The sequence below is a fragment of the Thermophilibacter provencensis genome, assembly GCF_900128445.1.
Taxonomy (GTDB): domain Bacteria; phylum Actinomycetota; class Coriobacteriia; order Coriobacteriales; family Atopobiaceae; genus Thermophilibacter; species Thermophilibacter provencensis.
In genome coordinates, this window is record NZ_LT671417.1 from 2,528,836 (window position 1) to 2,554,214 (window position 25,379).

29 protein-coding genes and 2 pseudogenes are annotated in these 25,379 nt (G+C 59.5%); 4 read left to right on the forward strand and 27 right to left on the reverse strand.

From position 1 onward, the window contains the following. Positions 1-46: 46 nt before the first annotated feature. The 17 genes from BQ7391_RS11470 to BQ7391_RS11535 all read right to left on the reverse strand — a co-directional run bounded on the left by BQ7391_RS11470 (position 47) and on the right by BQ7391_RS11535 (position 12,394). On the reverse strand, positions 47-274 hold the full coding sequence (locus BQ7391_RS11470; RefSeq protein WP_075280723.1) for a hypothetical protein: 228 nt from the start codon (positions 272-274) through the stop codon (positions 47-49). A gap of 49 nt (positions 275-323) precedes the next feature. Further along, positions 324-650: an HIRAN domain-containing protein gene (locus BQ7391_RS11475; RefSeq protein ID WP_075280724.1), complete on the reverse strand. Its 327-nt coding sequence runs from the start codon at positions 648-650 to the stop codon at positions 324-326. Positions 651-770: 120 nt separating this feature from the next. Further along, a complete protein-coding gene (locus tag BQ7391_RS12260; RefSeq protein WP_129583968.1) occupies positions 771-1,628 on the reverse strand; it encodes a hypothetical protein in 858 nt (285 codons plus the stop codon). Between the two features lie 124 nt (positions 1,629-1,752). Then, complete coding sequence (locus BQ7391_RS12265) at positions 1,753-2,112, reverse strand: hypothetical protein (protein ID WP_129583969.1); 360 nt, start codon at positions 2,110-2,112, stop codon at positions 1,753-1,755. Positions 2,113-2,277: 165 nt separating this feature from the next. Continuing rightward, positions 2,278-2,925, reverse strand: a complete 648-nt coding sequence (locus BQ7391_RS12415; protein WP_159437369.1) for a hypothetical protein — start codon at positions 2,923-2,925, stop codon at positions 2,278-2,280. Next, positions 2,820-3,404: a 3'-5' exonuclease gene (locus BQ7391_RS12805; protein WP_075280726.1), complete on the reverse strand. Its 585-nt coding sequence runs from the start codon at positions 3,402-3,404 to the stop codon at positions 2,820-2,822. Before BQ7391_RS12805 ends, BQ7391_RS12415 begins: the two co-directional genes overlap by 106 nt. Before the next feature lie 86 nt (positions 3,405-3,490). After that, the gene (locus tag BQ7391_RS11490; RefSeq protein ID WP_075280727.1) at positions 3,491-4,615 is read right to left on the reverse strand and encodes an AAA family ATPase; all 1,125 of its coding nucleotides are present in this window, start codon (positions 4,613-4,615) and stop codon (positions 3,491-3,493) included. 181 nt (positions 4,616-4,796) lie between these two features. Further along, positions 4,797-4,886, reverse strand: a complete 90-nt coding sequence (locus BQ7391_RS11495; RefSeq protein ID WP_235858676.1) for an SDR family oxidoreductase — start codon at positions 4,884-4,886, stop codon at positions 4,797-4,799. Between the two features lie 95 nt (positions 4,887-4,981). Continuing rightward, the gene (locus BQ7391_RS11500) at positions 4,982-5,272 is read right to left on the reverse strand and encodes a DUF7336 domain-containing protein (RefSeq protein WP_075280728.1); all 291 of its coding nucleotides are present in this window, start codon (positions 5,270-5,272) and stop codon (positions 4,982-4,984) included. A 76-nt stretch (positions 5,273-5,348) separates the two neighbouring features. Further along, positions 5,349-6,728, reverse strand: a complete 1,380-nt coding sequence (locus BQ7391_RS11505) for an ATP-binding protein (protein ID WP_159437370.1) — start codon at positions 6,726-6,728, stop codon at positions 5,349-5,351. Between the two features lie 413 nt (positions 6,729-7,141). After that, entirely contained in the window at positions 7,142-7,885 is a 744-nt protein-coding gene (locus tag BQ7391_RS11510; RefSeq protein WP_129583971.1) for a hypothetical protein, read from the reverse strand. 23 nt (positions 7,886-7,908) lie between these two features. After that, positions 7,909-8,394, reverse strand: a complete 486-nt coding sequence (locus tag BQ7391_RS11515) for a type II toxin-antitoxin system VapC family toxin (RefSeq protein ID WP_075280730.1) — start codon at positions 8,392-8,394, stop codon at positions 7,909-7,911. Further along, complete coding sequence (locus BQ7391_RS11520; RefSeq protein ID WP_075280731.1) at positions 8,395-8,772, reverse strand: hypothetical protein; 378 nt, start codon at positions 8,770-8,772, stop codon at positions 8,395-8,397. It abuts the gene before it with no gap. A 155-nt stretch (positions 8,773-8,927) separates the two neighbouring features. Next, entirely contained in the window at positions 8,928-9,704 is a 777-nt protein-coding gene (locus BQ7391_RS11525; protein WP_075280732.1) for an ADP-ribosylglycohydrolase family protein, read from the reverse strand. Between the two features lie 50 nt (positions 9,705-9,754). Continuing rightward, on the reverse strand, positions 9,755-10,729 hold the full coding sequence (locus tag BQ7391_RS11530; RefSeq protein ID WP_083662220.1) for a PDDEXK nuclease domain-containing protein: 975 nt from the start codon (positions 10,727-10,729) through the stop codon (positions 9,755-9,757). Positions 10,730-10,925: 196 nt separating this feature from the next. Then, a complete protein-coding gene (locus BQ7391_RS12270; RefSeq protein WP_129583972.1) occupies positions 10,926-11,543 on the reverse strand; it encodes a hypothetical protein in 618 nt (205 codons plus the stop codon). 179 nt (positions 11,544-11,722) lie between these two features. Further along, positions 11,723-12,394: an HNH endonuclease family protein gene (locus BQ7391_RS11535; RefSeq protein ID WP_075280734.1), complete on the reverse strand. Its 672-nt coding sequence runs from the start codon at positions 12,392-12,394 to the stop codon at positions 11,723-11,725. Between the two features lie 214 nt (positions 12,395-12,608). On the opposite strand from BQ7391_RS11535, the gene BQ7391_RS11540 reads away from it, so the two are divergent. Then, a complete protein-coding gene (locus BQ7391_RS11540) occupies positions 12,609-12,902 on the forward strand; it encodes an HNH endonuclease family protein (protein WP_129583973.1) in 294 nt (97 codons plus the stop codon). A gap of 193 nt (positions 12,903-13,095) precedes the next feature. On the opposite strand, the pseudogene BQ7391_RS11545 reads toward BQ7391_RS11540, so the two are convergent. From BQ7391_RS11545 to BQ7391_RS12810, 5 genes and pseudogenes are all read right to left on the reverse strand, one after another. Then, positions 13,096-14,075, reverse strand: a pseudogene (locus tag BQ7391_RS11545) (IS481 family transposase). Between the two features lie 286 nt (positions 14,076-14,361). Beyond that, entirely contained in the window at positions 14,362-14,529 is a 168-nt protein-coding gene (locus tag BQ7391_RS12420) for an IS3 family transposase (RefSeq protein ID WP_159437371.1), read from the reverse strand. Beyond that, positions 14,526-14,837, reverse strand: a complete 312-nt coding sequence (locus BQ7391_RS11550; RefSeq protein ID WP_083662222.1) for a DDE-type integrase/transposase/recombinase — start codon at positions 14,835-14,837, stop codon at positions 14,526-14,528. Before BQ7391_RS11550 ends, BQ7391_RS12420 begins: the two co-directional genes overlap by 4 nt. After that, entirely contained in the window at positions 14,834-14,986 is a 153-nt protein-coding gene (locus BQ7391_RS12425; protein ID WP_159437372.1) for a hypothetical protein, read from the reverse strand. The genes BQ7391_RS11550 and BQ7391_RS12425 overlap by 4 nt, the downstream gene beginning before the upstream one ends. A 3-nt stretch (positions 14,987-14,989) precedes the next feature. Then, positions 14,990-15,241: pseudogene (locus BQ7391_RS12810) on the reverse strand (hypothetical protein); the annotation flags it as partial. A 69-nt stretch (positions 15,242-15,310) separates the two neighbouring features. On the opposite strand from BQ7391_RS12810, the gene BQ7391_RS12430 reads away from it, so the two are divergent. Continuing rightward, the gene (locus BQ7391_RS12430) at positions 15,311-15,451 is read left to right on the forward strand and encodes a hypothetical protein (protein ID WP_159437373.1); all 141 of its coding nucleotides are present in this window, start codon (positions 15,311-15,313) and stop codon (positions 15,449-15,451) included. Between the two features lie 169 nt (positions 15,452-15,620). Here BQ7391_RS12430 and BQ7391_RS11555 read toward each other — a convergent pair whose 3' ends face one another. The 3 genes from BQ7391_RS11555 to BQ7391_RS11565 form a co-directional block, all read right to left on the reverse strand. Then, positions 15,621-15,935 carry a transposase gene (locus BQ7391_RS11555; RefSeq protein ID WP_159437374.1) on the reverse strand — a complete coding sequence of 105 codons (315 nt, stop codon included), beginning with the start codon at positions 15,933-15,935 and terminating at the stop codon, positions 15,621-15,623. A gap of 163 nt (positions 15,936-16,098) precedes the next feature. Beyond that, positions 16,099-16,296 (reverse strand): hypothetical protein, encoded by a 198-nt coding sequence (locus tag BQ7391_RS11560; protein WP_075280737.1) that lies wholly within the window; start codon positions 16,294-16,296, stop codon positions 16,099-16,101. A gap of 566 nt (positions 16,297-16,862) precedes the next feature. Next, positions 16,863-17,948, reverse strand: a complete 1,086-nt coding sequence (locus BQ7391_RS11565; protein WP_075278793.1) for an IS110 family RNA-guided transposase — start codon at positions 17,946-17,948, stop codon at positions 16,863-16,865. Positions 17,949-18,332: 384 nt separating this feature from the next. Here BQ7391_RS11565 and BQ7391_RS11570 point away from each other — a divergent pair, with 384 nt between their 5' ends. Together BQ7391_RS11570 and BQ7391_RS11575 are read left to right on the forward strand one after the other, a co-directional pair. Then, complete coding sequence (locus BQ7391_RS11570; protein ID WP_075280738.1) at positions 18,333-19,364, forward strand: ATP-binding protein; 1,032 nt, start codon at positions 18,333-18,335, stop codon at positions 19,362-19,364. Position 19,365: 1 nt separating this feature from the next. Beyond that, the gene (locus tag BQ7391_RS11575) at positions 19,366-21,603 is read left to right on the forward strand and encodes a S8 family peptidase (protein ID WP_075280739.1); all 2,238 of its coding nucleotides are present in this window, start codon (positions 19,366-19,368) and stop codon (positions 21,601-21,603) included. Positions 21,604-21,887: 284 nt separating this feature from the next. Here BQ7391_RS11575 and BQ7391_RS11580 read toward each other — a convergent pair whose 3' ends face one another. Together BQ7391_RS11580 and BQ7391_RS11585 are read right to left on the reverse strand one after the other, a co-directional pair. Beyond that, complete coding sequence (locus BQ7391_RS11580) at positions 21,888-22,931, reverse strand: 5-methylcytosine restriction system specificity protein McrC (protein WP_075280740.1); 1,044 nt, start codon at positions 22,929-22,931, stop codon at positions 21,888-21,890. Between the two features lie 2 nt (positions 22,932-22,933). After that, positions 22,934-25,354, reverse strand: coding sequence for an AAA family ATPase (locus BQ7391_RS11585; protein WP_235858678.1), 2,421 nt, complete (start codon positions 25,352-25,354; stop codon positions 22,934-22,936). Positions 25,355-25,379: the final 25 nt, after the last annotated feature.

A 25,379-nucleotide genomic window follows, 5' to 3' on the forward strand; every position in this document is an offset into this window, starting at 1 on the left:
GCCTCCTTGCGTACTTGCCCGAAGTGGCAGAAACCCCGGGACGGCCCTAAAGAAGCAGGTCGTAGCTTCCCTGGTCGATGTTGAACCTCATGTTGCCGACGGTCTGCTCAAGACCGAACGAGCCGTCGGGCCGGATGACGCTTTGCATGCCACCGGGCGAGGGAAGGATCTGCGTCATCCGCCCCGTCGCGAGGTCAAAGCGCATGGTGCCGATCTGATGCTCGAGGTGTGTCGTGCCGTCGGACCTGATCACGCTGCGAAAGCCGTTGTCCATGGTTCTCCTCCCGTTCTTCTCACCTTCCCAGCCGTACGCCGACCGGGTCTCAGCGAGCGTCCGTCACGAAGACGCCGACGCGCACCTGCTTCCAAGGCGCAGCCTCCGGGTCCACCTGCAGCACGCGCGCCTCGAACGCCGCGGCGTGCCCGTAGAAGCACATCACCGAGAGCACGGCGTTCTCGTCCGATGGAACGTAACCGAGCTTGGTCCCATGGTAGCGCAGCGCAACTGCCTCGGGATCGTGCGGGTTGTCCGGCTCCGGGACAAGCTTGAGTAGCGTGCCCGCCTTGAGCTCCCCGAGCACCAGCGCACCATCCCAGAACTGGAACCCCGCGACGTTGAACGACATCAGCTGACGTGACGGCTCGTACATGTTGGCTCCCCTCTCTCGACTTGAGGGGAGTGTACAAGGGCGACCGGACAATAATTCGACGCGGGCCGCTTACGCCGCCTTTCGCGAAGCCCCCGTACGCCTAGACCAGGCAAGGCTCAATCAAAGGTTCTCGAGCGTACGGCGATAAGCATCGGTCAAATCGGTAAAGGCCGGATCGGAGAGAAAATCATGCGTCGTCGAAATCTGCCAGCCGTTGACGTGCGAAACCTCCCTCGCGTAACGCCGCGCTATAGAGCAGGGAATTTCTCCGCCAAAGGCAATATCGCCATCTGGCTCAAAGAGCACGACAGAGAGCACGTCAAAGTTCCAGGATCGAAAGGCGGAGAGTGGCGTTGTCCTTACGTCCGTTAGCATGCGAGCCTTCACCTGAATGAGCGTTCCATCCTTAAGCTCGACATCGGCAGAGGGATGTGAGACAGCAAGAGGAACCGTACCGTGATACTCGGCAACGATCCGCTCAGCAAGCTCTCCAACAACGTTATTTGACCTACCAAGAGCAGATGAGATGCGGTTCTTCACTGAGCAGAACTCGCGCCAAAGGGAGCCTATGGGCTCACTGGACTCATTTGTGGAAGCGGAGGCGGCCGCGCCCTCTGAATGGGACTGTTCATGCAGTCCCACATCTGCTTTTGTGGAAACCTCATACGAGAATTGCTCTTTGGGACAATACTCGCTCAGCTTTGGAAAGTCTCTCCTGTTGACGGCACGGTAGTACCAGCGCAACGCATTCTGAAGTCCGCCATTACGCTCCTCCGGACACGACTTGAGCGTAAGCAGCGCGGCGTAGACTCGGTCATCATTTGCCACAACCACGTCAAGGTCTTCTCTCAAAATGCGCTCTACCCTGCGGGCTCTGCTCAGACGCGTCCGAATTGCCTTGTCGCTGAGAGGATCGTTCTTCTCCCTGAGAGGATCGTTCTTCTCCAAGAGCGCGTCACGAAGCTTCCACTCGTTCATTGCCCCACACCCTTTATTCGCTTTAACGTATGCATCACGACCGCATGGCGAGACCCAGGCAGAAACCTCACCTTTCAGTCACAAAATCGGTTAACAGATCTTACGGGCAGTTTCCAATCCCCTACTACGACTGGGAGTACTCGTCCGCAATCTTCGTGTAAGTGCCGTATGAGTGGCCGTGCAGTTTCAGCCACTCGTCTCTCTTTCGATAGGCACACAGCGCCCTAGCGAGAGCATCTGCTCCATAGTCTCGAGCTATCCAGTCCAGAAAGCTGCGCCGGGCGAAAGTACTTATGTCACGACCAAGCGTTCCTCTCTGTACTAGAGAAACAACGGCATCGATATAGATTCTTGCGGAGCCCGCGTCCATTCCGGTTGATCTTGATACGTAATCCGCTAGCTTGGGCTTTGGTTCCCCATTGCGCAGTACCCTCCCGGCAGCTTCGTAGCAGGCACAAATCTGAGCTTCAGTTATTGCTGACATGAATGCCTCCTCGTTTGAATTGAACAAGGCAAACGTTAGCAGGTGAGACGTAATAACTAAATAGTAAACTTTCGGCTAAATTGATGGTTGCACGTCACCTTCCATTTTCACGTACTACCGCAGCCACCCCGCGATCTTGCGGATACCCAGCAGCCTGTCAGCGATTCACGGATAGAGCTCGTCCCAGTGGTCGGGCGCCAAGTCAGCCGGCAGCTTCACAAGCAGCTCTCGGGACTTCTCGTTTGCGTCGTTCCAGACAACCTCTCCCCCGTCGCGACCAAGAAGCTCGTCAATCTCGTCCTTCCGCTCCAGGAGCCGCTCGTACAGCGAGAAGTCCGCAATCCAGATGCTCGCGCCAACCCAAGCGTCCCGACGCGAGTAATACGCAAGGGCGTTGGCACCTCGAAGGCCCAGGCTGAACGAGATATTCCAGCCGGAGTTCTCATACCGATTCGACTGATCCCCGTACGCTTCCACAAAGTCCGGGCGGTCGGAGCAGTAGTTGAAGAGCCCGTCCCAGAACGCCGTACGAAAGATCTTGGGGTCAATTTCCTCAGCTCGCTCGGCATCCATCAGGTATTGCACGCGCACGCCGACGAGAAGCGGGCCCGTCTCGCCCACGAGCCGGGAGCGGAAGACCTCGGGCTCCGGTGCGCCGATGTCCTCGCGGCCGACCGCAAGGTCGATGGGGCAGCCCAGCCTGTCGGCTATCTGCCAACATGTGCGACTGATGCGCGACGCGAGCGAGACAAGATGAGACAGCGCAACTCCCGCCTGTGCAGGAGGCGCGGGCCCAGGGGGCGGCGGGAGCACGGGGCAATGTATCCTTGTAGTTCCCCGAGCCCCCTTGTTGGATATCTCTGGCGGTCAGCATCCCATCGCCCTGCAACGGGTGCGAACTCTCGCATTACGTCAAAGACCGACGCGTTGCCGAAGGAGATGCCTGCCGTCTGAAGAAACAGGAGGTCAAAGGCGACGTTATAACCAACGATAAGATCTGTGCCCTCGAAGAACTCCTCAATCTCCGGCTTCAGCAACACCAAAGACGGACAGCCTGTCACCATCGAAGGAGAGATGCCGTGGGTGCGCTGCGCCAAAGGCCAGCTTGAGTGATGCTCGGGTCGTACGTAGCGAGACAGCGAGACCTCTCCATCGCCACGAACAAGAGCAATCTGCAGTACTTCATCGGAACGCGGGTCGAGTCCTGTGCTCTCAACGTCAAGGCACACGACCCTATCGCACGAGATTTCGCGCAGAGCGGTAATGTCCCCCGTTCTGTACCACAGTCTCATTGCGCCTCCGTTCGCGATGGCTTCAAGTGTCTAGACCATAGCAACCGGACCGGACAATAATCCCTCCTAGGGCACGCGGAGGACGTTTACCCCTCAACCCCATACCGCGCCAGCAACGCCTCGCGATTCTCAATCAGGTACTCCCTCATGAACGGAATCGAGAAGCCCACGTATCCACGGGCTGTCGGCTCAATGACCTGACGGGAGACGAGCAGCTTTCGCGCAGTGGAAAGAGATGAGGCAGGAACGCCCAGCCGGCTGGCTATTTCCCCCGTTGAAGAAGCCAGCACGTCCTCCGACATCGCAACCAAATACTCCATCGCTGTCTTGGGAAGATGGGCGATTGCCGTCTCGAGCACCGTGCGCTCGAACTCCCGCCGCGCGACGGCAACGCCCTTCTCGACATCCTCAGCTGAAATGGCGTCGAATTCCCCGCCGCCACGAACCTGTGCGGCGCGCCAGATGTTGTAGCCCACCAGCTGAATGAGATAGGCATACCCCGCGGTTGAGTCGGCGGCAGTTGCGAGCGCGCCCTCGTCAATCCGGACGCCATTCTTCTCGAAAGTTGCCCTGAGCGCCGCCTCGACCTCGCCCACAGGAATGGTGTCCAGCTCTTTCGGGTACGCGCGCCTCAAGAACGTAGGCCCGTCCTCACCCAGCAGATTCATCACTCCCGCAGTCAGCCCCGCAAAAACAAAGGCGATGTTGCGACGCTCCCGGATAAGATGCTGAATCGCTACGGCAATCTCGCGAACGTCCTCAACGCTGGCGTCCTGAATCTCGTCAATTGTCACGAGCAAGCCTTTTCCCTTCTCGGTCAGCTTGCCGGCGACGCGCTCCAAGGCTTCATAGATATCCTCAGTTCTGTGAGGCTCCTCCTTCTGAGCCTTCGCCTTTACGACCATGAGATCAAGCTCTACCGAGTAGTCAACGCTGTCCGTCTTCTCGAGACGTCGACAAATCAATTGGGGAAGGTGCTCCGCCGCCGTCACGTCCACAACGCGCCACCCGCGCTGACGGGCAATATCGCCCAGCTCAGTGAGAAGAACGGTCTTGCCCGAGCCTCTTGGGCCCGTAATGCGCATAAGCCTGCCGGGGGCGCCGACGCCCTCCTCAAGCCCAATCTCAAAGTCGTCGAGAACCGCATCGCGACCTGCCAGGACTGGGGGCTCCGCACCCGCAGTCGGCTTGAACGGGTTGACCTTCCTCATGGCGCCTCCTCGCGTCGAGGGCTCCGTTTTCGTTATTTTATCCGTTTTCGTTTTTTTATTTTTTCTCGTTTTTCTATTTGAGATGGGAGGACGTCGAGCGCAGCTGCGGACCCGTGACCACAACAAATAGGCCCGGGAGCCGCCCTCAGCTCCCGGGCCCGCACGCGTCAACAGTCAGCACCTACACCGTCATGCCGCCGTCGACGGCCAGGACCTCGCCCGTCACGTAGGACGCGAGGTCGCTCGCCAGGCAGACGAAGGCGCTGAGCACGCCCTTGGTGTTGGTGTCGATGATCTTGCCAAGCTCCTCACAATAGCGTCAGACTTGATTGTCAGTCAGGCTGCCGCCGCCCCGAACCGTGACGGTCACTCCATCACCTCGAACTCGTCGATGAACCAGCACGGTCGGTCTGAGTCGGGGTCCCCGTCGACGAACCAGCAGCCACCATGGCGACTTGGATGCATGGTCGGGCACTCGGCTACGGTCTCCCACGCATCGTCGTCCTCCGCCCTGTTCTCGTCAACGCATCGCTCGTATTCCCACTCGATTGATTCGACATAGGCAATCGCAGCCTCGCGCGTGGAGTAGACGCGCTCAACGTAGCTCAGGTGGTCGCTATAGCAGCCGGATTCATGTCGGACGAGATAGACCTTCACTTCTTCCTCCCCTTGCTATGACGGACTCGTTTGCCCATGAGCCAGCTTATGCTGTCCTAAAACATCGCAGAGGAGCCTACCCCACCCTCACATACCGCTGGAACTTGCTCCTCGGGACGTCCGGCATGGTGAGCGCCAACTTCCCCGCGCGCACCAGCGGGAGGATGCGCGTACGCCGAGCCGTCTCGACCTGAAGCCCAAGCTCCTCCGCGATCTCCTCCCTGGAGCGAGGCTCACGGCAGAACTCGAGAATCCGCTCCTCGTCGGCAACGACCCCATCGTTCTTCTCGGCACGCCCACCGTAGAGCGTGCAAATGAATGTTCCCCTGCGCTCCGTGAACTCCGGCTCTCTGAGCCCCGCGGCACGCATCGCATCGCGCATCGCGGGAATCCCCGAGTGTCGGTTTTCCACGTCATGCGTTATCTCCAGCAGGGAGATGAGCGTGGGGTTTCTCGTTGGGAGACTCTCCCGGCCCAGAGCCTCCACGGTGTTTCCGCCGAAGATGCCGCCGGGATTGACGCACTCGATCCTGTTGGAGTACACAACCAGACGGACGGGGGTGCCTATCGCATAGGGACCATAGTCCCTGTGGACGAGGGCGTTCGCAATCATCTCCCTCACGGCAACCTCGGGGTACTCCGGGACGTTGTCGCGCTTGAGGCCCTTCACGACGGACGAAACGCGGACGTTGCGAGCAACGAATGCCCACGCGTCGTCCAGCATCTGTGGGATAGTGCCCTCGATGGTCCGGTTATCCAGGAAGCGCCGGCCCTCCTCGCCGGCGCCCATATGCTCCCCCGCCACCGCGACCGCGGTGATGCAGCAGTTCCGGTAGAGCCTCTGGGGGTAATCGCCAAGCGTCATCATTCCGGCAAGCGTCGGGGCGTCATCGCGCAGAACCCCCGTGAGGCGGAGCACGTCATCGTCGCTGCGACCCTCGAGGCGCGGACGATCCCTTCGGGCGTCAAGAACATATCTGGCAGTAGAGTCCACGTCGAGCATGCCGCGCGAGGCGTCGGGGTGCACCGAGACATCGTCGGAGACACCCTTCTTGAAAGCGTCAATCTCGTACAGCTCGGCGTCGGTCATGTGCTCGTCAGCGTCGCCAACACGCACGTAAGACCCCTTGAGCATGCCCGACGTGCGCCGGTACGCAGGGCGCTCCCCCATCATGAGACCACGGATGTGAGCAACGACGATCGTCTTACCGTCCAGCTCGCCAGTCTGAATGAACGGATGGATCTGCGGCTCCATCTCGCGGCACTGCTCGACGATGCTCTTCTGGAGCGCCTGGGCATCGTAGACGCCGCATGGCTTGAAGCCATTTGCCTCGTCGATTCCAAAGACGATGGCACCGCCCTCCTCCTGATTCGAGAACGAGGAGAGCGTGTCGTAGATGCGCGGGGCACCCTGCGCAGCCGCCTTCACCTCAATGGTCTGCGTCTCGCAGCGCATCGAGAGGACCTTTTGGATTAGTTGGTGAAGGGACTCCGGCATGGTGATCACCACCTAGATTGAGTTTCTCGGTACCGTAATTCTACCGTAAAACCGTGTCTCTATACCGTTCTTTTACTTACGATACCGTAATTTGGCCAAAAACCGTTATCTATACCGAAAAGTCTCGCGAAATACCGAGAAATCGGCTGTCACACCTCGGCCCCTCGCCGCAAGCAACGCCTTGCGATTCCCATCCAGAAGCTCCCCCGTAACCGAAATCGTGGTTTTATCCGTTTTCGTTATTTTATTTTTTCTCGTTTTCTTATTCGAGAAATGCGGCTCACTGGGCGCGACCGAAAAGCGCCTGTCCTCAATACAAAACGGGCCCGAAAGCAACTCCAGGGCCCGTGAAGTCCAGCGCTACCGCGCGACTACCAATCATGAAAGTCGTCTTTCACCGGCGACCACGTCCCAGCCAGGAAGTCGACAGGCTCGGTCGTCTCCTCTATTCGCACGCCGATTCGCTCGAGGAATCCCCGGTACTGCTCGTCAACGCCAAAGAACGGGTCCGTGTCCGCACCGCTCGGGATCCCCTTCTCCAGGAGGGCGAGGCACAGCTCGCGCTCGTCCTCCCAACGCTTGCCTCGCCGCCACACGTCATGGATGCACGCGTCGGGACTCGGGAGAATCCAGACCGTCCTGTCCTTCCGGTTGTGGAACCCAGCGCACTCCGCGATGTCGACAACGTTGACGCGGACGATTCCGCGGCCGCCCCCGTTCTTCTCCTTGTCCGGCATGAACGAGGTATGGAACAGGCGCCCGCCGGCAGCGAACACGTCGCTCTTGACCGGATGCACGTAATGGTGACGGGCAACAAGAACCGACACGACCGCAAGCGCGGCAAACACGACGAACACAGCAGCGCCGATCACGGCGAGCCACGTGACGTCCCGATCCCCAAACTCGCCGCGCAAGACGCCGTCGACGAGTGTCACGACGACGATGGCAAAGACGATGAGGAAGACCAGGGCGAAGGCGGCCACCCCGAGCGCCGTGCTGTCATGCGCGTAGGAGCGCCCGAACGTCCAGGCGGCCTTTGCCGCGGCCTTCTCGTCGTCCGTCGGCTCGATGATCCGTGCCAGACGCTGGCTCGACCGCTCTTGTCCCCTACTCATCTCCATAGCCTTTCCGAACGCACCTACTCCCCAACCAGCGCGAGAAAGTCGTCCACCGAGAGCGCCGCCACGGGAGCGTGGCGCAGAAGTGCCTCGTCGCTGGTCACGAGATAGTCAGCCTTCGCGCGCTGAGCCGCCGCCAGAACCATACAACCCTCGAAGTCCGTGTGGATTCGCTGATACTTTCGTGCAAGCCAGACATCCGAGGAATCGGCGCCCACAGCCGTCGCAATCTCGTCCATGTTGGTGACGCAGGCCGCGGCGTAGGCGGCTATGGCGCGAGCCTGGCCCTCGGAGAGCGCCGTACCCGCCGTCCGTGCCTGACGCTTGAGCGAGGCACCCACGAGGTAGAACACGTCCTTCGACGTGCCGATCGCGTAGAGCAGATCAATCCCCTTGCGAATGCAGACATCGATCAGCTCGCTTGCCTCGCGGGAGCGCGGACGTGCCCCGTCGAACGCGTCGAGCCAGACGTTGGTATCGAGAAGAACGCGCGAAGGCTGTGACATCTACGCCTCCCTGTCCAGGCGCTCGTCATACCAGTCCTCGCGGAGGTCGTCCCAGGATGGGATGTCCGCCCCGTCGTTTCCGAGGATGCCGAGCTCGCGGGCCGTCCGTGCGTACAGGGAACGCAGGCCGATAATCGCGGATGCCTTCCGAGCCGACTCGTCAGAGAGCGCAGAAGCCACACCGGGCTCGATGACCTTGCGCACAGACGCCGCGTCATCCTGATGGTCCACCACAAACTGCCAGAGCCCGCGCACCGCCGCCGACGGCGAGTAGCCAAGCCGCGTGAGCACGGCGTCCCCGGCTTCTTTGAGGGCCATGTCTATGCGCGTATTCATCTGCGTCTGCCGAACCTGCGGCGCCGCGGTTGTTCCTGGCATACTCATCACCTCGACTTTGTATAGCAGTATAGCAAGAATAATCTGACATGCGATGACCTTTGCTCAGAAAAGTTGACTCAAAACTTTTGACTCAACTTTTCTGAGCAAAACAACCGAGCAAACTCGAGCATGTCGAGAAATAAAGCAAGCACGCCTCAGAACAGGCAGCTCTCGATGAGGGCCTTGCCCCGCAGCTTGTTTAGCCACTCGAGCGGGATTCTCTCGATGCCGTAGACGATGCCGGCGAGCGCGCCGGCGACGGCGGCCGTGGTGTCCGTGTCGTCCCCGAGGTTCACCGCGGCGAGCGTGCACTCGGCGTAGCTCGACGTGTTGGCCAGGCACCAGAGCGCGGCGTCGAAGGTGTCACGCACGAAGCCGCCTGAGCGAATCTCGTCCACAGGGCGCGCAGCGATATCTCCCGCCACGTCCGCCGAGCTCGCGCCGGCGATGAGGTCCCGCGCGATATGCACAATGGCAACGCACGCCTCCGTGGACGTTGGGTGCGCGTGCGTTATCGCGGAGGCGGCGCGCACCTCGTCGTCGGTGGCATCGGTGAACGCGAGCGGGACCGTGCGCATGAGCGAGCCGTTGCCGTTGTCCCACTCCCCCGCAAGGCCGTGCCCGCGCTCGAGCGCCTCGCGCGTTGCGTTACCGATGTCGAAGAGCCCGTTGACCGTGTAGGCGCCGTCGCGATACCACCGCACGAAGCGCTCGCGGATGTCATCGACGTCAATGCGTCCCAGCTCACGATAGCTGTCGCAGATTGCAAGCGCCATCGACGTGTCGTCGCTCCACGTACCCGCCGGCTGGTTGTGGCTGCCGTGGCCGATCATGTCCGTGCAGCGGAACGAGCCCCGCGGACGAAACTCGTACGGAACGCCCAGCGCGTCGGCCACCGCCTGACCGTAGACACAGTCGCGAAGTGTTGGCATGGTTGCCCCTCTCAAAACGGCACCTCAAACAATACGTCAAACGAGACAACTCACCCGCGCAGCTCCGCTTCAATCTCCTCGATGGTAAGAAGCGAGCCACGAAGTTCCTCCGGCATCAGCTTGGAGAGCTCGTACTCGGATATGCCGATCGGCTGGCTGGAGCCCTCCACCGCGTACTGTGCCAGCACATTGTCTTTGCCTTTGCAGATAAGAAGCCCGACCGTTGGCTGATCAATCTCGCTCTTCAGGATGTGGTTGACCGCCACGACGTAGGTCCCGAGCTGCCCCACGTACTCCGGCCTGAAGTCGGTGGCCTTAACCTCAATGACCACATAGCATTGAAGTGCGGCGTGGTAGAAAAGAAGGTCGATCCACTGTTCCGTCTTCCCCACCACCAGACGGTACTCCCGACCGAGGAGAGCGAAGCCCATTCCCAGCTCCATCAGGAACTGGGAGATATTGGTCATCAGGGCATCCTTGAGCTCACGCTCGTCGTAGTCGTCGCGAATGGCGAGAAAGTCGAACTGATAGGGGTCGCGTGTGATCTCCCGAGCGAGGTCGCCCTGCGGGGCGGGAAGCGCACTCGTAAAGTTGTTTACCGCCTTGCCCTGACGCTCATAGAGACCGCTATCCAGATAGTTGAGCAATACGGCGCGCGACCAGCCATTCTCCACGGTCTTACGGATGTAGAACTCCGCTTTCTCGCGGCTGCCACGACACTTGTCAATAATCGTTCTGATATGGCCCCATGGGACAGAGAACAACTCATCGCAAGCCGGCAATTCTGCCATAAGTTGTGGCAGAATTGCCGGGCCCACAGGAAGCAGCTCGTAGAAGCGCTTCATGTACCGAAGGTTGCGCGGCGAGAAGCTCTTGGCGTTCAGAATCTCCTTTTTAAGGTCCCTGCTCGGCGTCTCGAAGAACCCCGAGCCCCACCAACTCTCAGCATGCAACTCGGCAATGTCTTTTCCCAACTGCCAGTAGAACAGCAAAATCTCACGGTTTACCGAATCTGCCGCCTTGATCTAACTGCATATTTACATCATTAGCAAAGCCGCTAAGCCAGAGACAACGCTCAAGATGATTGATTAACGTCGTGTTCTACACCACGTCAGTTGTTTTCTAAACGCCATCTATACCCCAGCATATACTGCCGCATGATATGGTCTAATCCAGCAAGCTGGTTTCTGAATATCTGATATGACAGACAAAAAGCCGGCACTACACCTCGTGCCTTGTCTTCATGGAATTAAGCAGTCCTACGCCGACCTCTAGCGTCCAAATAATGGAGTCAAAAGAGTATTTATCGATATCTCCGTGTGCAGCGCTGTTAAGTGGTGGTATCAAGTCTCGAAGGAGCGCATATTCGTCTGAATTAATCAGTTTGTCATTGTGCAGGATACTAGCAAGTTTGCCCAATCCACACCTGTAAAACTGAACATTGTTCTTTTCGGCAATTGCTCGTAACGTTTTTTCAAGCTCTATGCGCAGTGAAACTAAGGCGAGCTTTGGATCGCCCTGGACAATATCATCCAATGATCCATCAATCCTCTGCGCAGTTAGATTATCAACTTCGACTGCCTCAAGATTTAGTTTTTGTATATTTTCCTGCATTCTTACCTGTGTTTCCCTGTCAATTAACTCAACTTTTCCGATACCACTAATCTCCAAAGTCTTTATATAGGGAATTAACCACGGCATAAGAGCAAATATAATTAGGATGATGAAAGTACTGTCAATGCTGGCCTTAGGGAAAACTACATGAAGAATCGCTAGGGTGACAAATAGAGCAGTAATAATAATGCTTAGAGCAACCTTCGACTTCTTCATATTAATCATGAAAACCCCGATTCATGTCACATTTTCAGTCTCTGAATAGAGTATCAAAATTATGGGCCTTGAGAGGGTAATCGACTATGGGGGTGACAGGACCTCGAAGTCACGCTCGGGATGCCGTTAAGCGTGAGCGCAGATGACGCTCTAGTCCCATACATACAAATCGCACTGCTCTTTTGGGATTACCAGGCAGCTCTTGTCGAAGCTGCCCTTGAAGTGCGCCTTCTTCCCCGCGAGGGCACATCGGATAGCTCAGAGTTATAAGCCGTAAGTGTGAGGTTGCCCAGCGTGTTGATGAGCTCTTCGTAGACGCGCTCGCAGTCATCCCCAAGCATCTCGCGCCACTCCGCACTAGCAAGCGCATTCAGCGGCTTCGCGTGCCAGCTGTTCTCAAGCGTGGTGAGCAGGTAGAAGCCACGTTTGAACGCGTAGCAGTCGCGCGTCCTGAGCGCCCGCTCGAACTCCGCGTCGCTCGGCATGCGTCGAGCCGTCCCCTCCTCTCCCAGAAGAATCGCCTCATAGGCCTCGCGGATGTTGCCACCGTCATCCCGCACCGCGTTCAGCCGCGCAATCACGGACAAGAAGAACTTGTTCAGGCTGTTTGTCGCAACGTCACACACAGAGCGACGGAAGAGGTAGCTCTCCGTGGTCCTCAGCATGGAAGCGAAGTCGTCATGCGAGAGGGCATCGCCGACATAGTCCTCGAAGAAGGACATGAGCAGCGGGTTCACAACGGAGACGTCGAGCGCGTGGATGCGAGCGAGAAGAACGCGGAGCACCTTGTCCTCACAGGCACCAGCCGTGATGCACGCGTAGTGCCCGCCATAGCGGTAGCGCAGTCCAGCTATATCCAAGCATGACCCCCTTCCGCATGTTCTCGATCTCCGCCTTCACGACGGCGACGTCCTGCTCCAGGGCGTAGGTGCGCTCGACCATGTATTAGGACGCGGCCGCGGAAGAACCGTCGCGCTCACAGACGAACTGTTCCGCGTGTTGGAGTCAGCTCCCTCGGTTGGCCTTGAAGCGGAAGCTCGCTGGGGCCTCGTCGAGCATGCGTGGGAGGCCGGCGTGTCGCAGGCGCTCGTAAGCATTGCATATGACGGAGAGGCCGGCGCATTCTGCGCGGCAGAGGGAGGCATGCGGAGAAGGGGGCTCGCATCTGCCCGACACGCCCTCAACGGATACCAAAATGGACAGCGCTTCTACTGCTACGCGAGGATAGACCTTGAGAGCAAGCGGACGTGCGACGTCGACCACTTCTTTCCCCACGTGCTCGCATCAGCGCTCCCGGGCGTTAACATCGACGGCGTGTGGAACCTCGTGCTAGCGTGCCCAGAGTGCAACCGCGGAGAAGGCGGATAATTCGCGCGTGTGCCTGCGATCGAGTACCTCGAACGCCTGTCCAAGAGGAACGAGTTCCTCGTAAGCAGCCACCACCCGCTGCGCGAGGCGATAATCACGCAGACTGGCGCAACCGAAGATGAGCGCCGCTCTTTTCTTGCTCGCGTTGACCGCGAGGCTGTGAATGTGCTCATTCACCGTTGGAGGACGCCGGCTAGGTGTTGCGTGCCATGACGTTGTTTACGCCGACGATGCGCGACATTGGCGGCTGACCCCCGCACGCGCTGTGCGGACGTCCCCAATTGTAGTGCTCGATGAAGGCGGGCAGGGCCTCGGCCCTGCCCGCCTCGCTCTCCCACGCCCTCCCGTACTGCCACTCCTGCGCCAGCGTGCGGTTCATGCGCTCTGCCTTGCCGTTCTGCCACGGGCTGTATGGCCTGGTGTATATGTGGCGGACGCCCTCGGACGCCAGGAGGGCGTTGAACTCGCCCGAGCGGTAGCCGGGGTCGTTGTCGGTCATCACGCGCTCGACCGCGACCCCGAGGCCCGCGAAGAACGCCAGGCAGCGGGACACGAACGCCGAGCGCGTGGCCCTCCTCTCGTCCGGCAGCAGCTCCGCATAGGCGACCCTCGAGAAGTCGTCCACGGCGACGTGCAGGCACGACGCCCCCGCGCCGGAGTGCCCGCCGTAGGGGTCCCCGCCCCTGCCGAGGGCGCGCCAGCCGCCGCCGTCGGGGATCCGGGCGACCTTCTTCACGTCGACGTGCACGAGCTCGCCGGGGCGCGACCTCTCGTAGCGCGCGGGCGTGACGGGGCCCCTCCGGCGGACCTCGCCGGTCACGCGGTCGACGTCGGCCAGGCGCGGCAGCCCGGAGCGCGCCACGATCCTGGCGCAGGTGCGGGCCGGAACGCCCGTGGCGGCGGCGAGGGCGAGCGGGGCGAGCAGCATGGAGCGCCTCGCCTCGACGACCCTCGCCTCGGCCTCGGGCGACGTGGACCTCGCGAGCCTGCGCGGCCTGCTCGGGCGGTCGGACATGGGCTCGCCCCTGCGGGACCGGGCGAGCCACTTGCTCGCGGTCTGCCTGCTCACGCCCATCTGGCAGGCGCGTCCGAGACGCGCATGCCGCCGGCGACCCGGCGGCACAGCAGCTCGAGGCCCCTCGGCGTGAGCCTTGCGTTAGGATGTTGGGACATGGGAGGCCCCCTCTGCCGTAAGCCTAGACAACTCACAGCATGCGGGAGGCCTCCCTATTTGTCACCCTCCGGATGTGAACAACGTATCGGCACTGAACAGCTAGGGGTCTAGCAACGTTCTGATGTAACGTCCCGCCTCTCGTGCCGCCCGCACGACAGGCTCGTCCCCAGCGGCATCCGGCGGCGCGTTCACCCCTCCAGCACATGCGGCACAGGCTGTTGATGTGCAAAAAGAAGTGGTCCGAAGGGGGTGGTAACGGAAATCCGTACCTGGCCGCGCTGCTCCTCAGGCCGCCAGGTCCATCGATTTCCGGTACTCCATGGGGCTCAGACTCCCGAGCGAGCGCTTCCTGCGCCGAGAGTTGTGCCACTCGATATACGAGCGTATCGCCCCCTCGAGGTCGTCGAGCGTGGCGGCTGACCAGTCCCCGTGCTCGAGCATCTCCGCCTTCATCGTGCCTCGAACCGCCCTTCCATCCTCGAGTTGTCCGGGCTGCTGCCCTTGCGCGACATCGAGCGCTGGATGCCCGCCTCCCTGCATGTGTCGAGCCAGTCGGGCCAGCGGTAACGGCATCCGCGGTCGCTATGAACGATCAGGAACCCCCTGTCCCCCTCGCCGACCGTCTCGAGCGCCGCCCCGGGCATCGAGTTCGCCATCTCGGAGTCCGGCGATCGGGAGGCCGTCCAGCTCACGATGGCGCCGTCGAAGCAGTCGAGGACGGGGCTGAGACGCAGCCTGCCGGCGGGGGTCGAGAACGTCATCGCGTCTGTGAACCAGAGGCGGCTGGGAGCGCCGCGCTGAAGTCGTGCCTGATTCTGTTTCCCGGACGCTCGGATATCTCCCCCTTGTAGGAGCGGTGCTTCCTCTTCCTCCTCTCGGTTCCGGCGGCGACCGTCTCCCCCTCGGCCATGAGGCGAGCCACCCTCCGCTCGCCGATCGCATGACTCTTGGCACGCAGCTCGTCAGCGATCCACCTCCTCCCGTACGCGCCGCCGCTTGTTGATGTGCAATATGAACTGGTCCGAATGAGCGTCGGCTTCTGAGCGACGCACGCATCAGGAATTGAGCTGTGTTTGATAGCCTCGGAGTTGCAGGCTTGAGCGTCGAAATAATTCGGGTCTGAGCACGAAATTCTTTCGGCTTCGTGCACGGACACGCCGACCATCTGCAGTCGGCCCGACAATGTCGTTATTTCGGTTTACGATGCAAGGAGAGCCAGGGAGGAATGATTGGCGTGGACAAGATAGAAAACGTAAGCAAAAGGGCCCGGCGCGTCAATCCGATTGCGTCGATTGCGAGGGCGATCGGCGTCTCGGAGCCCACGGTCCGCAAGTACGCGAGGATGGACGACCTCTCCCTGGAGCCCCCGCGCTGAGCGAGCCGAAGAGCGACCTGCTCGCGCCCTACGAGGAGGCGATCAAGGCCTGGCTCGACGACGACCGAGGGAACTGGCGCAAGCAGCGCCAGCGCCACACGGCGACGAGGGTCTACGTGAGGCTCCGCGACGAGGAGGGTTACGCGGGCAGCTGCTCCACCGTGCAGCGCTACGTCAGGCGGCGCCGAGAGCAGACGGCCCGCGAGCGCAACCGCAGGACCTCCTCGGGGAAGTAGCTGCCCTCGCGCAGCCTGGGGATCCTGAGGGTGATCTCGCCGATCACCGTCATCACGCGGCGCTCGCGGTAGCCGTTGCGGCGCACGCCCTCCTCGCTGGCGATCTCCTCGACGGCCATCTCCATCGCGGAGTTGACGCAGCCCTCCACGAGCCCGACGGCGAGCCGCCTGAAGTCGATCGTGCCGTCGGCGGTCATCGGCATGTCGGTCAGCGCCATCGGCGCCGCGCCCTGCTGTAAAGTGTCCATGTGGTCATCTCCCAAGTCTCTGTCAGCGTGGTAACTGAAGATTCTAGGCGGTGGCCACACCCCTTTTCGGGGGTGCTCTAACATGCTCGACACCATCATCTGGCACGTAATCTAAAGCAGCTGAGGAGATAACATGCTTCAACGCCATCTCCTCAGCTCAAGCCTACAGTGGTATCAGAGACAGTCCCTGCTCGTTTTTCAACATCGCCTCTATGACGTCATCATTCCCGTCGGACACCAAGGCAACCAAATCTCGGGTATTGTTCCCCACCGTGCGGACAACCGCCCAAACAGGCACAAAGCCCTTCAGTTCGCTCTCCGGAACAAAATCATGATCTGCGTCAATATAGTTCTCGAACAATTCTCCTCCAAGATGTGCGCCAGCTCGTCGGCGCATCTGTGCCAGGGCCGTCGGACGGAGTATCTTGCGCTCCGCCCAACGGCCTATAGAATTAGAGTCTGTCGGACGGGCTAAGCCCGCTCCGAGCCGCCTCGTAGAGCCCCGTCTGCACACGGGGCTCTACCCTCTCTTGCGGAACCTGATCCTGCCAACATAGCGAATCCTGGTCGGCAGCATTCGGAACCGTACGCGTATAGTCCTCACAGCTCATCACCTCCCCTCGCATCGAGAGAATTAACCGGCCGCTGATATGTAGATCAACCTGTCAAGAGGCAAGACCGTCCCGGCCCGCGGAGGTGCGGGTTGGGACGGTTTCGCTATGCTCCGATCCGGGGCGGCGGCGCGGCGGAGAGCCGGAAGGCTTCAGCGATCTCCAGTCTGACATCCGCGCGTCGTGGCGCATTCCGATCTGTCCGGCGCGGGGCACCCGCTTTCTAGGATCGCGCGTCGCCAGGGGCTGCGCATAGCGGCATCGCGGTTCTCCCCATCGCCCGCCCGGCGCCTGCGCCCCGGGGGTCGGCGGTTTGTCAGCCCTCGCAGTTGGCGAGGGCCCAGACGAAGCCGGCGAGCTCGCGCGCGACGGCGACGTTGGCCTTCGCGGGGCGCACGCCCCTCCTCCTCAGCCGCTCCGCCTTCGAGTGGAGCCTCCGGTTGGCCTCCGCCGCGACGCGAGCGGCCTCCGGGCCTATCCCCCGGCGCGCGGCGACCTCGGTCGGCAGCAGGGGGCTCCATCTGCGCGCGTGGTGCCAGGCGGCCTCGACGAGCAGCGTCCGGACGTGGGCGTTGCCCGTCCGCGTGATCGGCCCCCGCGCGACCGAGCCGCCCGACGAGCCCTCCGAGGGCACGAGGCCGAGGTAGGACATGAACGAGGGGGCCGTCGGGAAGCGCGAGAAGTCGCCGATCTCGGCGGCCACGGAGAAGGCGGTGACGGTGGAGATGCCGCGCACGGCCGAGAGCCGGGAGACGACGGGGCGCCACTCGTCGGTCGCGGCGAGCGCGGCGATGGCGGCGTCGAGCCGGTCGCGCCGCTGCTCGCAGGCGACGACCTGCTGCAGGTACTCCGAGAGCACGAGCCCCTCGGTCGAAAGCGGCAGCTCGATGGAGCGCAGCCAGTCGCGGTGGGCTGCGGTCCAGGCGCTCTTCCCCGGGTAGACGAGCCCCTTCCTCAGCAGCATCTTGGAGAGCCTGTGGCGTGCCGCCATGAGGTCGTCCCGGGCGTCGGCGCGGGCTCGGGCGAGGTCGCGGGCGGCCTCCTGCCCGGGCGTCGGGCACCACACCTCGACGACGTTGCCGACCGCGAGCATGCGCGCCAGGAACACGGCGTCGCGCCTGTCAGTCTTCACGCGGTCCCCGGCCGGCCGGAGCATCTTGCTCACCGCGCCCACCACGCACGGCAGACCGAGGGCGTCGAGGGAGCGCTTGAGGTCGAAGCCGGTGGGGCCGGACTCGTAGACGGCCCGCGCGGGCTGCGGCAGGGCCGCCGCCCACGCGGCGACGGCGGCCGCGTCGTAGCCGAACGAGCTCTCCTCGACCTCCCCGGTCTCCGGGACGAAGGCCGCCGCGGCGATCGAGCGGGCGTGTACGTCGAGGCCGACGCTGGTACGATAGATCATGGCTGGGACCTCCTATGACTTGTGGCGGGCCTGTCTCACGACTCGAGCCTAACCCACGTCGCCGCTGGCGCGGCCCTTGGTTCATAGAGAGAGGTCCCAGTCGCTCTCTACATATCTTCTAGTGGCACCTGGCCCTGTGCCTGGCGAGCGTCTTGCCATCCTTCGACTTCTGCTTGCTCGATGTCGACGACTTGGCGAGACGTCTTGCCGCGGCTCCAAGCCTGCCGCCCGAATGACGCGCCATACTAGCCTCCTCCCCACATCCGAACTCCTACTTAAGGCGATAGTAGCATCTCTCGATTTGAAAATCTAGAACTCGATTTCAATCCGTCCCATTTTGACCAGAATCAGCTATACTGGAGAAGTGGAAGGAGAGGAGACAATATGAAGCGCGCCGATATCGTCAGGCTTATTCGTGCCCATTGCGATCAGGACAATATAGAGTTCAACACCGTAGCCCATTACATTGCCCAAGAGTTTGAGAGCACGGGCGAGCATGAGCTCGCCTCCTACATCATGTCCCTCATCTCGCAGACAAGGACATTTGTTCCCCAAGACTTTGGCGAGACTCACGTCTACCTCCGCCCGGTGACAATTGACAACGCCCCCCTGCCCCTCCCTGAATGCATTGCCGGCGATCTCCGAGGAATCATCAACGCTGTCAGTAGGAACATGGGCGTCAACGCATTTCTGTTTCAGGGCCCTCCGGGAACCGGGAAAACCGAATCGGCAAAACAGCTGGCAAGAATCCTTAGTCGCACCCTGTATATCGTTGACTTCAATTCAGTAATCGATAGTCATCTCGGAGAAACCTCTAAGAACATCTCGTCTCTGTTCGAGGAGGTCAATCAGGCCGGTAAGAGAGCGGTAGTCCTTTTCGACGAGATTGACGCACTCGCTCTGGACCGTATCAACCAAAACGACGTTCGCGAGATGGGTCGCGCAACATCTACGCTGCTCAGGGAGCTCGACAATCTCTCTGAGAGCGTCGTAGTCATCGCCACCACGAACCTCTACGACAAACTCGACCGGGCGCTAACCCGACGCTTCGACACGTCGGTTGACTTCAGCCGCTACACCCATGAGGACCTCGAGGATGTTGGCGTGTCCATCATGTCCCAGTACGCCTCTCAGCTTGACTTCATTCGTAGCGACCTCAAGCTCTTCAAGAAGATCCTCCACTGCGCCTCAAAGCTCCCCTTCCCCGGAGAGCTGTCAAACACCATCAGGAGCTGCGTGGCGTTCAGCGATCCCAACAACCCCTACGACTACCTGAGGCGCCTGTTCGAGGCGCTGTCGCCTTCGACAAATATGTCGGTAGCAAGCCTATCTGCCCTCGGGTTTACAGTGCGAGAGATTGAGGCGCTGACGGGCACGCCAAGGAGCACGGTCTCGCGCATGATCAAGGAGGTGTAACGTGAACAACCTGCTAATGCTCCAGAAGGACTTCGAATCAAAGTCCGCAGCCGCACCGACACACCCAACCATTCCGGCAAAGGCAGAGGTGAGCGCAAACGACATGCGAAGGCTCGCCCGATCCCTTCGGAGCGCAATAGCTGCCTGGCCAAAGGAAGCCCCGCTGCAAAAGATGCTTATTAGCGTTGAGTACAGGAAGATTGCCGCCAAGAGCAATCGAATCAAGCGCATCTTCGCGGAGGGGGCGCAGGACCCCGAAGTTAGCATTCGCGGCGCACGCTACGATGGGTCCGAAGACAGCAGACATCACGTAATTACTCATTACGTAAGTCGAGATGTTGCCGAGGCCTCTGCCAATGAATTGGAACTTGCGGCCAGCTTGCTGAAAGAACATTTCGGAGGACACATCGACAAGAAGTCGCTCGACAACCTCTGGGACAGGAGCGCTGGCAACACCAACGAGTCCTGGAAGAAGCTCACGGGAGGCGTGCTGTCCCGGATTAACTTTGCCCGGCTCATCCACGATACCTGTCACGTTGCGGGGTTCGACATCCCTCGCCCCCCAGCAAAAGAAGACGATGTCGTCCTGACGACACTCTACAGGACCGACGGAACGGCCTATGAGATGCTCCAGAGGCTGGGCATTGACGTCTTGTTCCTAGACACACTCGGAGACAGCGCCGTACTCAAGCAGGCGCAGTACCGCAAGCTTTACGAGACTGCTCCTTACCTCATCGCCATGTCCACATTCGACATGTCCCAGCTCGACGCGATTGACGTAACTGAGCCCTCCGAGACTACGGGTCCGCTATCCATCGGAAGCCCCTCAACCGAGCCCACCATCGGGGTCATAGATACCCCCTTCGACACGGAATACCCACCGTATTTCAGCGAATGGGTTGATGTTCACAATGAGTTGCCAGGAAGCGTTCTCCCAAGAAGCGAGGATTACGTCCATGGCACCTGTGTCACCTCGCTCATCGTAAACGGCCACATGATGAACCCCGGCCTCGATGACGGCTGCGGGTGCTTTAGGGTGAGGCATTTCGGAATAGCCCCCGCAAACGGACTAAACTCGTTTGTAATAGCGCGCAAAATCAAAGATATCGTCGAAGATAATCCCGATATCCACGTCTGGAACCTTTCTCTTGGATCGGACAAGGAGACGGAGCGCTTCTGTATCTCCCCCGAGGCGGAGGTGCTAGACAAGTTGCAGAGCACCAGAAACGTATTGTTCGTGGTCGCCGCAACGAACAACAAAACCTGCAGAGTCCACAGGATTGGCGCCCCCGCGGACTCAGTCAACTCCCTAGTCGTCAGCTCCGTCAGACCAGACGGCACACCGGCAAGCTACAGCCGCAGCGGCCCAGTCCTGGACTTCTATCGCAAGCCCGACGTAGCGTACTATGGAGGCGACAATGGCTGCAAGCTCTCTGCCTGCTGCGGCACCGGAGAGAAACTATGCATGGGCACGTCATACGCAGCCCCGCTTATCGCGAGAAAGGCAGCATTTCTCATTGATGTGATGAGCATTCCTCGGGATGCAGCAAAGGCATTGCTTATCGACTCAGCATCCGGCTGGAGGAATGACGGCCCTCACCCAATCATCGGGCACGGTATCGTGCCCGTCGACATTCACGACGTGCTGGAAGCCCCAAACAACGAGATTAGATTCTTCTTGACCGGTACGGCAAACACCTATGAGACGTACAACTACGGAATCCCCGTCCCCGTGGCAGGAAACGCATTTCCTTACCTTGCCCGTGCCGTCTTATGTTACGCACCAAAATGCGATAGGAACCAAGGAGTTGACTACACCTCAACAGAGCTTGACCTGCACTTCGGTCGACTCCGGGCGGGAGGAGTAGCCTCAATAAAACTAAACACTCAGGGCGAGAAGAACGACCGAACTACCGAGAAAGACGCACGCGATTTTCTAGGTAAGTGGGACAACGTGAAGCGAATCTGCGACAAAATCCCGGCTCACCCACGTGCAAGAAAAATCTACGACATGCCAGCATGGGGCATCAAGATTCGCAAGACATCCCGATTGAGCATGGGAGATCCGGCTGCCCAGCCTTTCGGCCTAGTGGCAACCCTCAGGGAGATAAACAATGCAAACCGAATTGATAGCTTCGTCCAGCATTGCGTTGCTGAGGGATGGATGGTACGCGCGTTCGATGTGGACACCCAAATTCGAATTTTCAATGCGGAGCAGGTTGAGATCGAGTTCGAATAAAAACTCATCACATAATGATTGCCGGGGCGACCGCTTTGACCGTCCCGGCAATCTCAAAAACGACCTGGCATCTGCTCCTCATAATACGCACCCGTATAAAGCTCGATAGTCTTCGGTATATTCCCCCATCATCGTCATACGCGAGAGCATCATCACTTCGCATTCTCGGTCTTGACGAAGGGCTCTGGCGACGTAGGTTCGGCTCATCAGAGATTCGGAGCAAGGGCCCCTACCCACTTTTCGCGACACTACACACGTATCGTCTACGGCGTAATCCCTGCCGCCTACCCCAGCAGCCCCGCAATCGCATCGAGCTGGGCTGCGATACCGGCAAAGTCTTGATTCAAATCGAGCGTTCGTGCGTGATACTGGTGCCCCATGTCCTTCCAGCTCTTGGCATCAAACGTGGCGTCCTCGGTCTTTGCGTACAAGAGCATCCCAGAAACATCCCCGCTAAACGAAGGCGCAGCGTGCATGACATACGCAAAGATCTGGTTCACATTCGCCGGAGATAATATCTCTTTTCCGAAGTGTGTTCCCAGAATGCTGCCGTAGCATTTGGCATCGATAATCAGGCAGTTGCCGTTCTTGTGCAGCATCACGTCGGTATAGAGACGCGGAAGAAAGCTGGGCTCCACATCCCCCGCCGCACGCTTGACCTCATTCGCCGCAGGATGCAACTCCAGCCAATGGCGCCGGTAATACTCCAGGATGAACTTCTCGTACAGCCGATGCAGGGCATCGCCGCTCAACACGTTCGCAAGCTTAACGTCACCTACGTCCGTTCTGGGCAGCAGCTCATGGAGAACCAGATAGCACACGTTCATAAGAAGCTGGTACGCCCGATTGTTTCTGTGGTACCTCAAGGCGTCCCACGCAATGTGCCGAACATCGAGCAGCGCAACGCCCTGCATGAAAACCAACGATCTCTTAAGCTCGCGCTTCCGCTCAGGGGCAACATCCGACGAGCGCATAAGATGAAATGCCGTCGTCTTAAGTATCTGATTCTTATACGTATTCTCCGCGCGCTCGTCAAACGCGCAATGCAAATCCTGCCGCTGCTTCAGGCGCAGGCGCATAGTCTTGTCCAAATCAATGCGTCCGGCAACACGGAGCAAGTCCTCCTCACGCGCCTGATACTCCCGTTCAAAGCCGCGCCGCCGCTGCGAGTCCAGTCCGACAGCAAGAATCGCCGCAAGCAGGTCCAACACATTGTCGAACGGCTCAACCTCGAGCCGTTGGAAATCCGCAACGTCAATCGCCCGGAAAGCATATGCCATCATGTAGTAGATGTTCTTAACGACAACCGTGTCTTCCGAGCAACCCATGTCTAGAACACGCTCTCGAGCTTCTCGGTGATGCTGGCAACCTTGTCCTGATCGTCAAACCAATACTCGGCAATGAGCGGCTCAATCTCGTAACGAGCAACGCTGTGCACCTCATCGTCGGACACACCCGCGCCCAGACAGAAGTAGCTGTGGCCAATGCAGAAGCCCTTCCCCAGGGTCGGGTCCTCGGCAATCCGCTGATTCACCTCTCGCACCTCATCTACCAGCGCGTTGAGCTTTTTGCTTCCCGTTTGATTCAGCCTTTCAGCAAACCCGGGGGAATCGAGCGCAGGTGCCATGTCAAAGAAGGCGAAGCGCCGACGAAGCGCATAATCAATAAGGGCGAGGCCACGGTCGGCGGTGTTCATCATGCCAATGAGGTACAGGTTCTCAGGAACTGAAAGCCTGCTGCGATCAGTTGCCAGCACAACGGAATCTCCGCGATGATCAGCCTCGATGAGCAATAGCAGCTCGCCAAACACCTTTGAGATGTTTGCCCGATTGATCTCGTCGATAATGAAGAAGTACTTTCGTGCGATATCGCGCGCGGCGCGGCTGCAAAACTCGGCGAACACGCCGGGCTGGATGTCGAAGCCACCCTCACCGTTGGGACGGTACCCAACGACGAAATCCTCGTAGGCGTACGACTGGTGGAACTGCACAAAGCCGATGCGCGAATCATCCTCCTCGCCCATCATGGCATACGCAAGTCGTTTGGCGGCATACGTTTTGCCCGTACCCGGTGCACCCTGCAGAATGAGGTTCTTCTTTCGCTCAAGCAAACCCTTCATGGTAGAGAGGTCTTGCCTGGAGACAAAGACGTCCTGGAGGAACTGCTCATCGCTATACGGCTTTTTGTCAGATGCCTGAATGGGCGATGTGTCATCCTCGTCAAACATCTCTTCGAGCCGCAGATACTCTTCTTCTGTGAGCTTGAAGAAGCTGCCGTTGGGATTCTTGCAGAACTCGCACTGAGACAGCGTTGGGTCATCCTTAATGTCAGCAAGCGGAACGGGGGCATCAAGATCGCGCACCTTCTTGAAATACAGGCGCTTACCGTCTTGTGGCTTTGATACCTCACAGATGGCTACGATCTTCTTCACGGGCGTGGTCTCATAGCCAACAACCACATCGCCCGCCCGGGCATCGAGGAAGTTCTTATAAATGCGTCGCGGATTGCCCTTCTCATTACGAATGGTGTAGCTCTGCTCTTCCCCCACGGCAATCTCGGAGAACGACCAAATCTTCCTGTTGGCGGTAAGCCACCAATACTGTTTGGAGGCGTCCAAAGCACCTGCGGCATCCCCTGGGCCTGGCTTGGCGTACAGCGGGACACTGCTAAAATCTCGTGACTTCAGGGCCTCTTTAAGCTCGGGGCGAATCATCCACAGGAATGAGCCACTCTCCTCCGTTGAGGCGCTTTTACCGTAAAACATGACTGCCCAGTATTTCCCCTGCCACAGCGGACAGTGAAGCTCTTCAGCAACGCGCTTGGCAAACCAAACGGCAACGTTTCGATAGTGCTCCGCACTCTCGCCGTAAGTCTCTGCAAGCTGTGTGCAGGTCGCCTTTCCGCCGACATCCATCATGCGGCGAAGCAGTGCCTGTGCCTGTGAATTAAAGATGGAAGGGTCATCGAGCATCATGTCCCAGACATCAGCATCGATTCCGGGGTCGTAGTCATCAAGCTTGGGGAAATATCCCTTGGGGGTTTTCGGCGCAGGCTTCCACAAGTACGCATCGGCAGAGAGCTCGTAGAAGGGCTTATCCGTTGCGGCGCGCACGGCATCCATGATGGCAAGGTAGCCCTCGCCGGTGGGCAAGGCGTTGCCCTTGACCTCGATGCCGAGCTTCTGGGCAAGATAGTCCCTGCTGTGGGCATCGAGGGGCATGAAGCAGCCGGGCTGGATCCAGAAGAGGCCAATAGTGATGTTCCATTTAATGCAGCGCTGGGAGCGGACGACGTCAAACGCATGAGCCATTTTATGGCGAGACTCTACTCCTGCAGGGTTGTCAGCCAGTTCCATTGCGGAGCAAAAGAGCTCCCACAGGTTATCGATATCATGCGCATCACGGTCCTGCTTACCTGCAAAGAACCAGCTGCGCATATTGTTTACATGCGGTAGTCCCTCGTAGTCCGTTGGCGTGGCAACATTTTGGCTGCCAAGACCGTCGAGCGCTAGCCGAACAATACGATTCCTCTTTTCCCAACTGACACCGCGATTGAAAGAGGCGAAGAACGTAAACGGATCAATGGTAGTAAGACCTTCCGCCTCTACATCAATGGGAAATGTCAAATCCTTGTTGCCGCTGAAGATAGATTCAAACAGTTCCAGCAGACGGGACCGATTGTCACTTAAGCCGTAAATCCCCTGCACGATTGCGGCGTATGCAGGAATCCAAGAAAACTGAGTCTGAGACATCGGTCCTCCAAAGAAAAGAAAGCTG

Coding starts and splice junctions, on each gene's coding strand:
- BQ7391_RS12805 (WP_075280726.1), bottom strand. CDS start 3,404: ATGAGACTGTGGTACAGAACGGGGGACATTACCGCTCTGCGCGAAATC.
- BQ7391_RS12420 (WP_159437371.1), bottom strand. CDS start 14,529: ATGAAGGCGGAGATGCTCGAGCACGGGGACTGGTCAGCCGCCACGCTC.
- BQ7391_RS11565 (WP_075278793.1), bottom strand. CDS start 17,948: ATGATCTATCGTACCAGCGTCGGCCTCGACGTACACGCCCGCTCGATC.
- BQ7391_RS11585 (WP_235858678.1), bottom strand. CDS start 25,354: ATGTCTCAGACTCAGTTTTCTTGGATTCCTGCATACGCCGCAATCGTG.
- BQ7391_RS11580 (WP_075280740.1), bottom strand. CDS start 22,931: ATGGGTTGCTCGGAAGACACGGTTGTCGTTAAGAACATCTACTACATG.
- BQ7391_RS11555 (WP_159437374.1), bottom strand. CDS start 15,935: ATGGACACTTTACAGCAGGGCGCGGCGCCGATGGCGCTGACCGACATG.
- BQ7391_RS11510 (WP_129583971.1), bottom strand. CDS start 7,885: ATGAGTAGGGGACAAGAGCGGTCGAGCCAGCGTCTGGCACGGATCATC.
- BQ7391_RS12270 (WP_129583972.1), bottom strand. CDS start 11,543: ATGATTAATATGAAGAAGTCGAAGGTTGCTCTAAGCATTATTATTACT.
- BQ7391_RS11515 (WP_075280730.1), bottom strand. CDS start 8,394: ATGTCACAGCCTTCGCGCGTTCTTCTCGATACCAACGTCTGGCTCGAC.
- BQ7391_RS11550 (WP_083662222.1), bottom strand. CDS start 14,837: ATGACGTTCTCGACCCCCGCCGGCAGGCTGCGTCTCAGCCCCGTCCTC.
- BQ7391_RS12260 (WP_129583968.1), bottom strand. CDS start 1,628: ATGAACGAGTGGAAGCTTCGTGACGCGCTCTTGGAGAAGAACGATCCT.
- BQ7391_RS11475 (WP_075280724.1), bottom strand. CDS start 650: ATGTACGAGCCGTCACGTCAGCTGATGTCGTTCAACGTCGCGGGGTTC.
- BQ7391_RS12425 (WP_159437372.1), bottom strand. CDS start 14,986: ATGGCCGAGGGGGAGACGGTCGCCGCCGGAACCGAGAGGAGGAAGAGG.
- BQ7391_RS11520 (WP_075280731.1), bottom strand. CDS start 8,772: ATGCCAGGAACAACCGCGGCGCCGCAGGTTCGGCAGACGCAGATGAAT.
- BQ7391_RS11490 (WP_075280727.1), bottom strand. CDS start 4,615: ATGAGGAAGGTCAACCCGTTCAAGCCGACTGCGGGTGCGGAGCCCCCA.
- BQ7391_RS12265 (WP_129583969.1), bottom strand. CDS start 2,112: ATGTCAGCAATAACTGAAGCTCAGATTTGTGCCTGCTACGAAGCTGCC.
- BQ7391_RS11505 (WP_159437370.1), bottom strand. CDS start 6,728: ATGCGCTGCGAGACGCAGACCATTGAGGTGAAGGCGGCTGCGCAGGGT.
- BQ7391_RS11525 (WP_075280732.1), bottom strand. CDS start 9,704: ATGCCAACACTTCGCGACTGTGTCTACGGTCAGGCGGTGGCCGACGCG.
- BQ7391_RS11570 (WP_075280738.1), top strand. CDS start 18,333: ATGAAGCGCGCCGATATCGTCAGGCTTATTCGTGCCCATTGCGATCAG.
- BQ7391_RS11470 (WP_075280723.1), bottom strand. CDS start 274: ATGGACAACGGCTTTCGCAGCGTGATCAGGTCCGACGGCACGACACAC.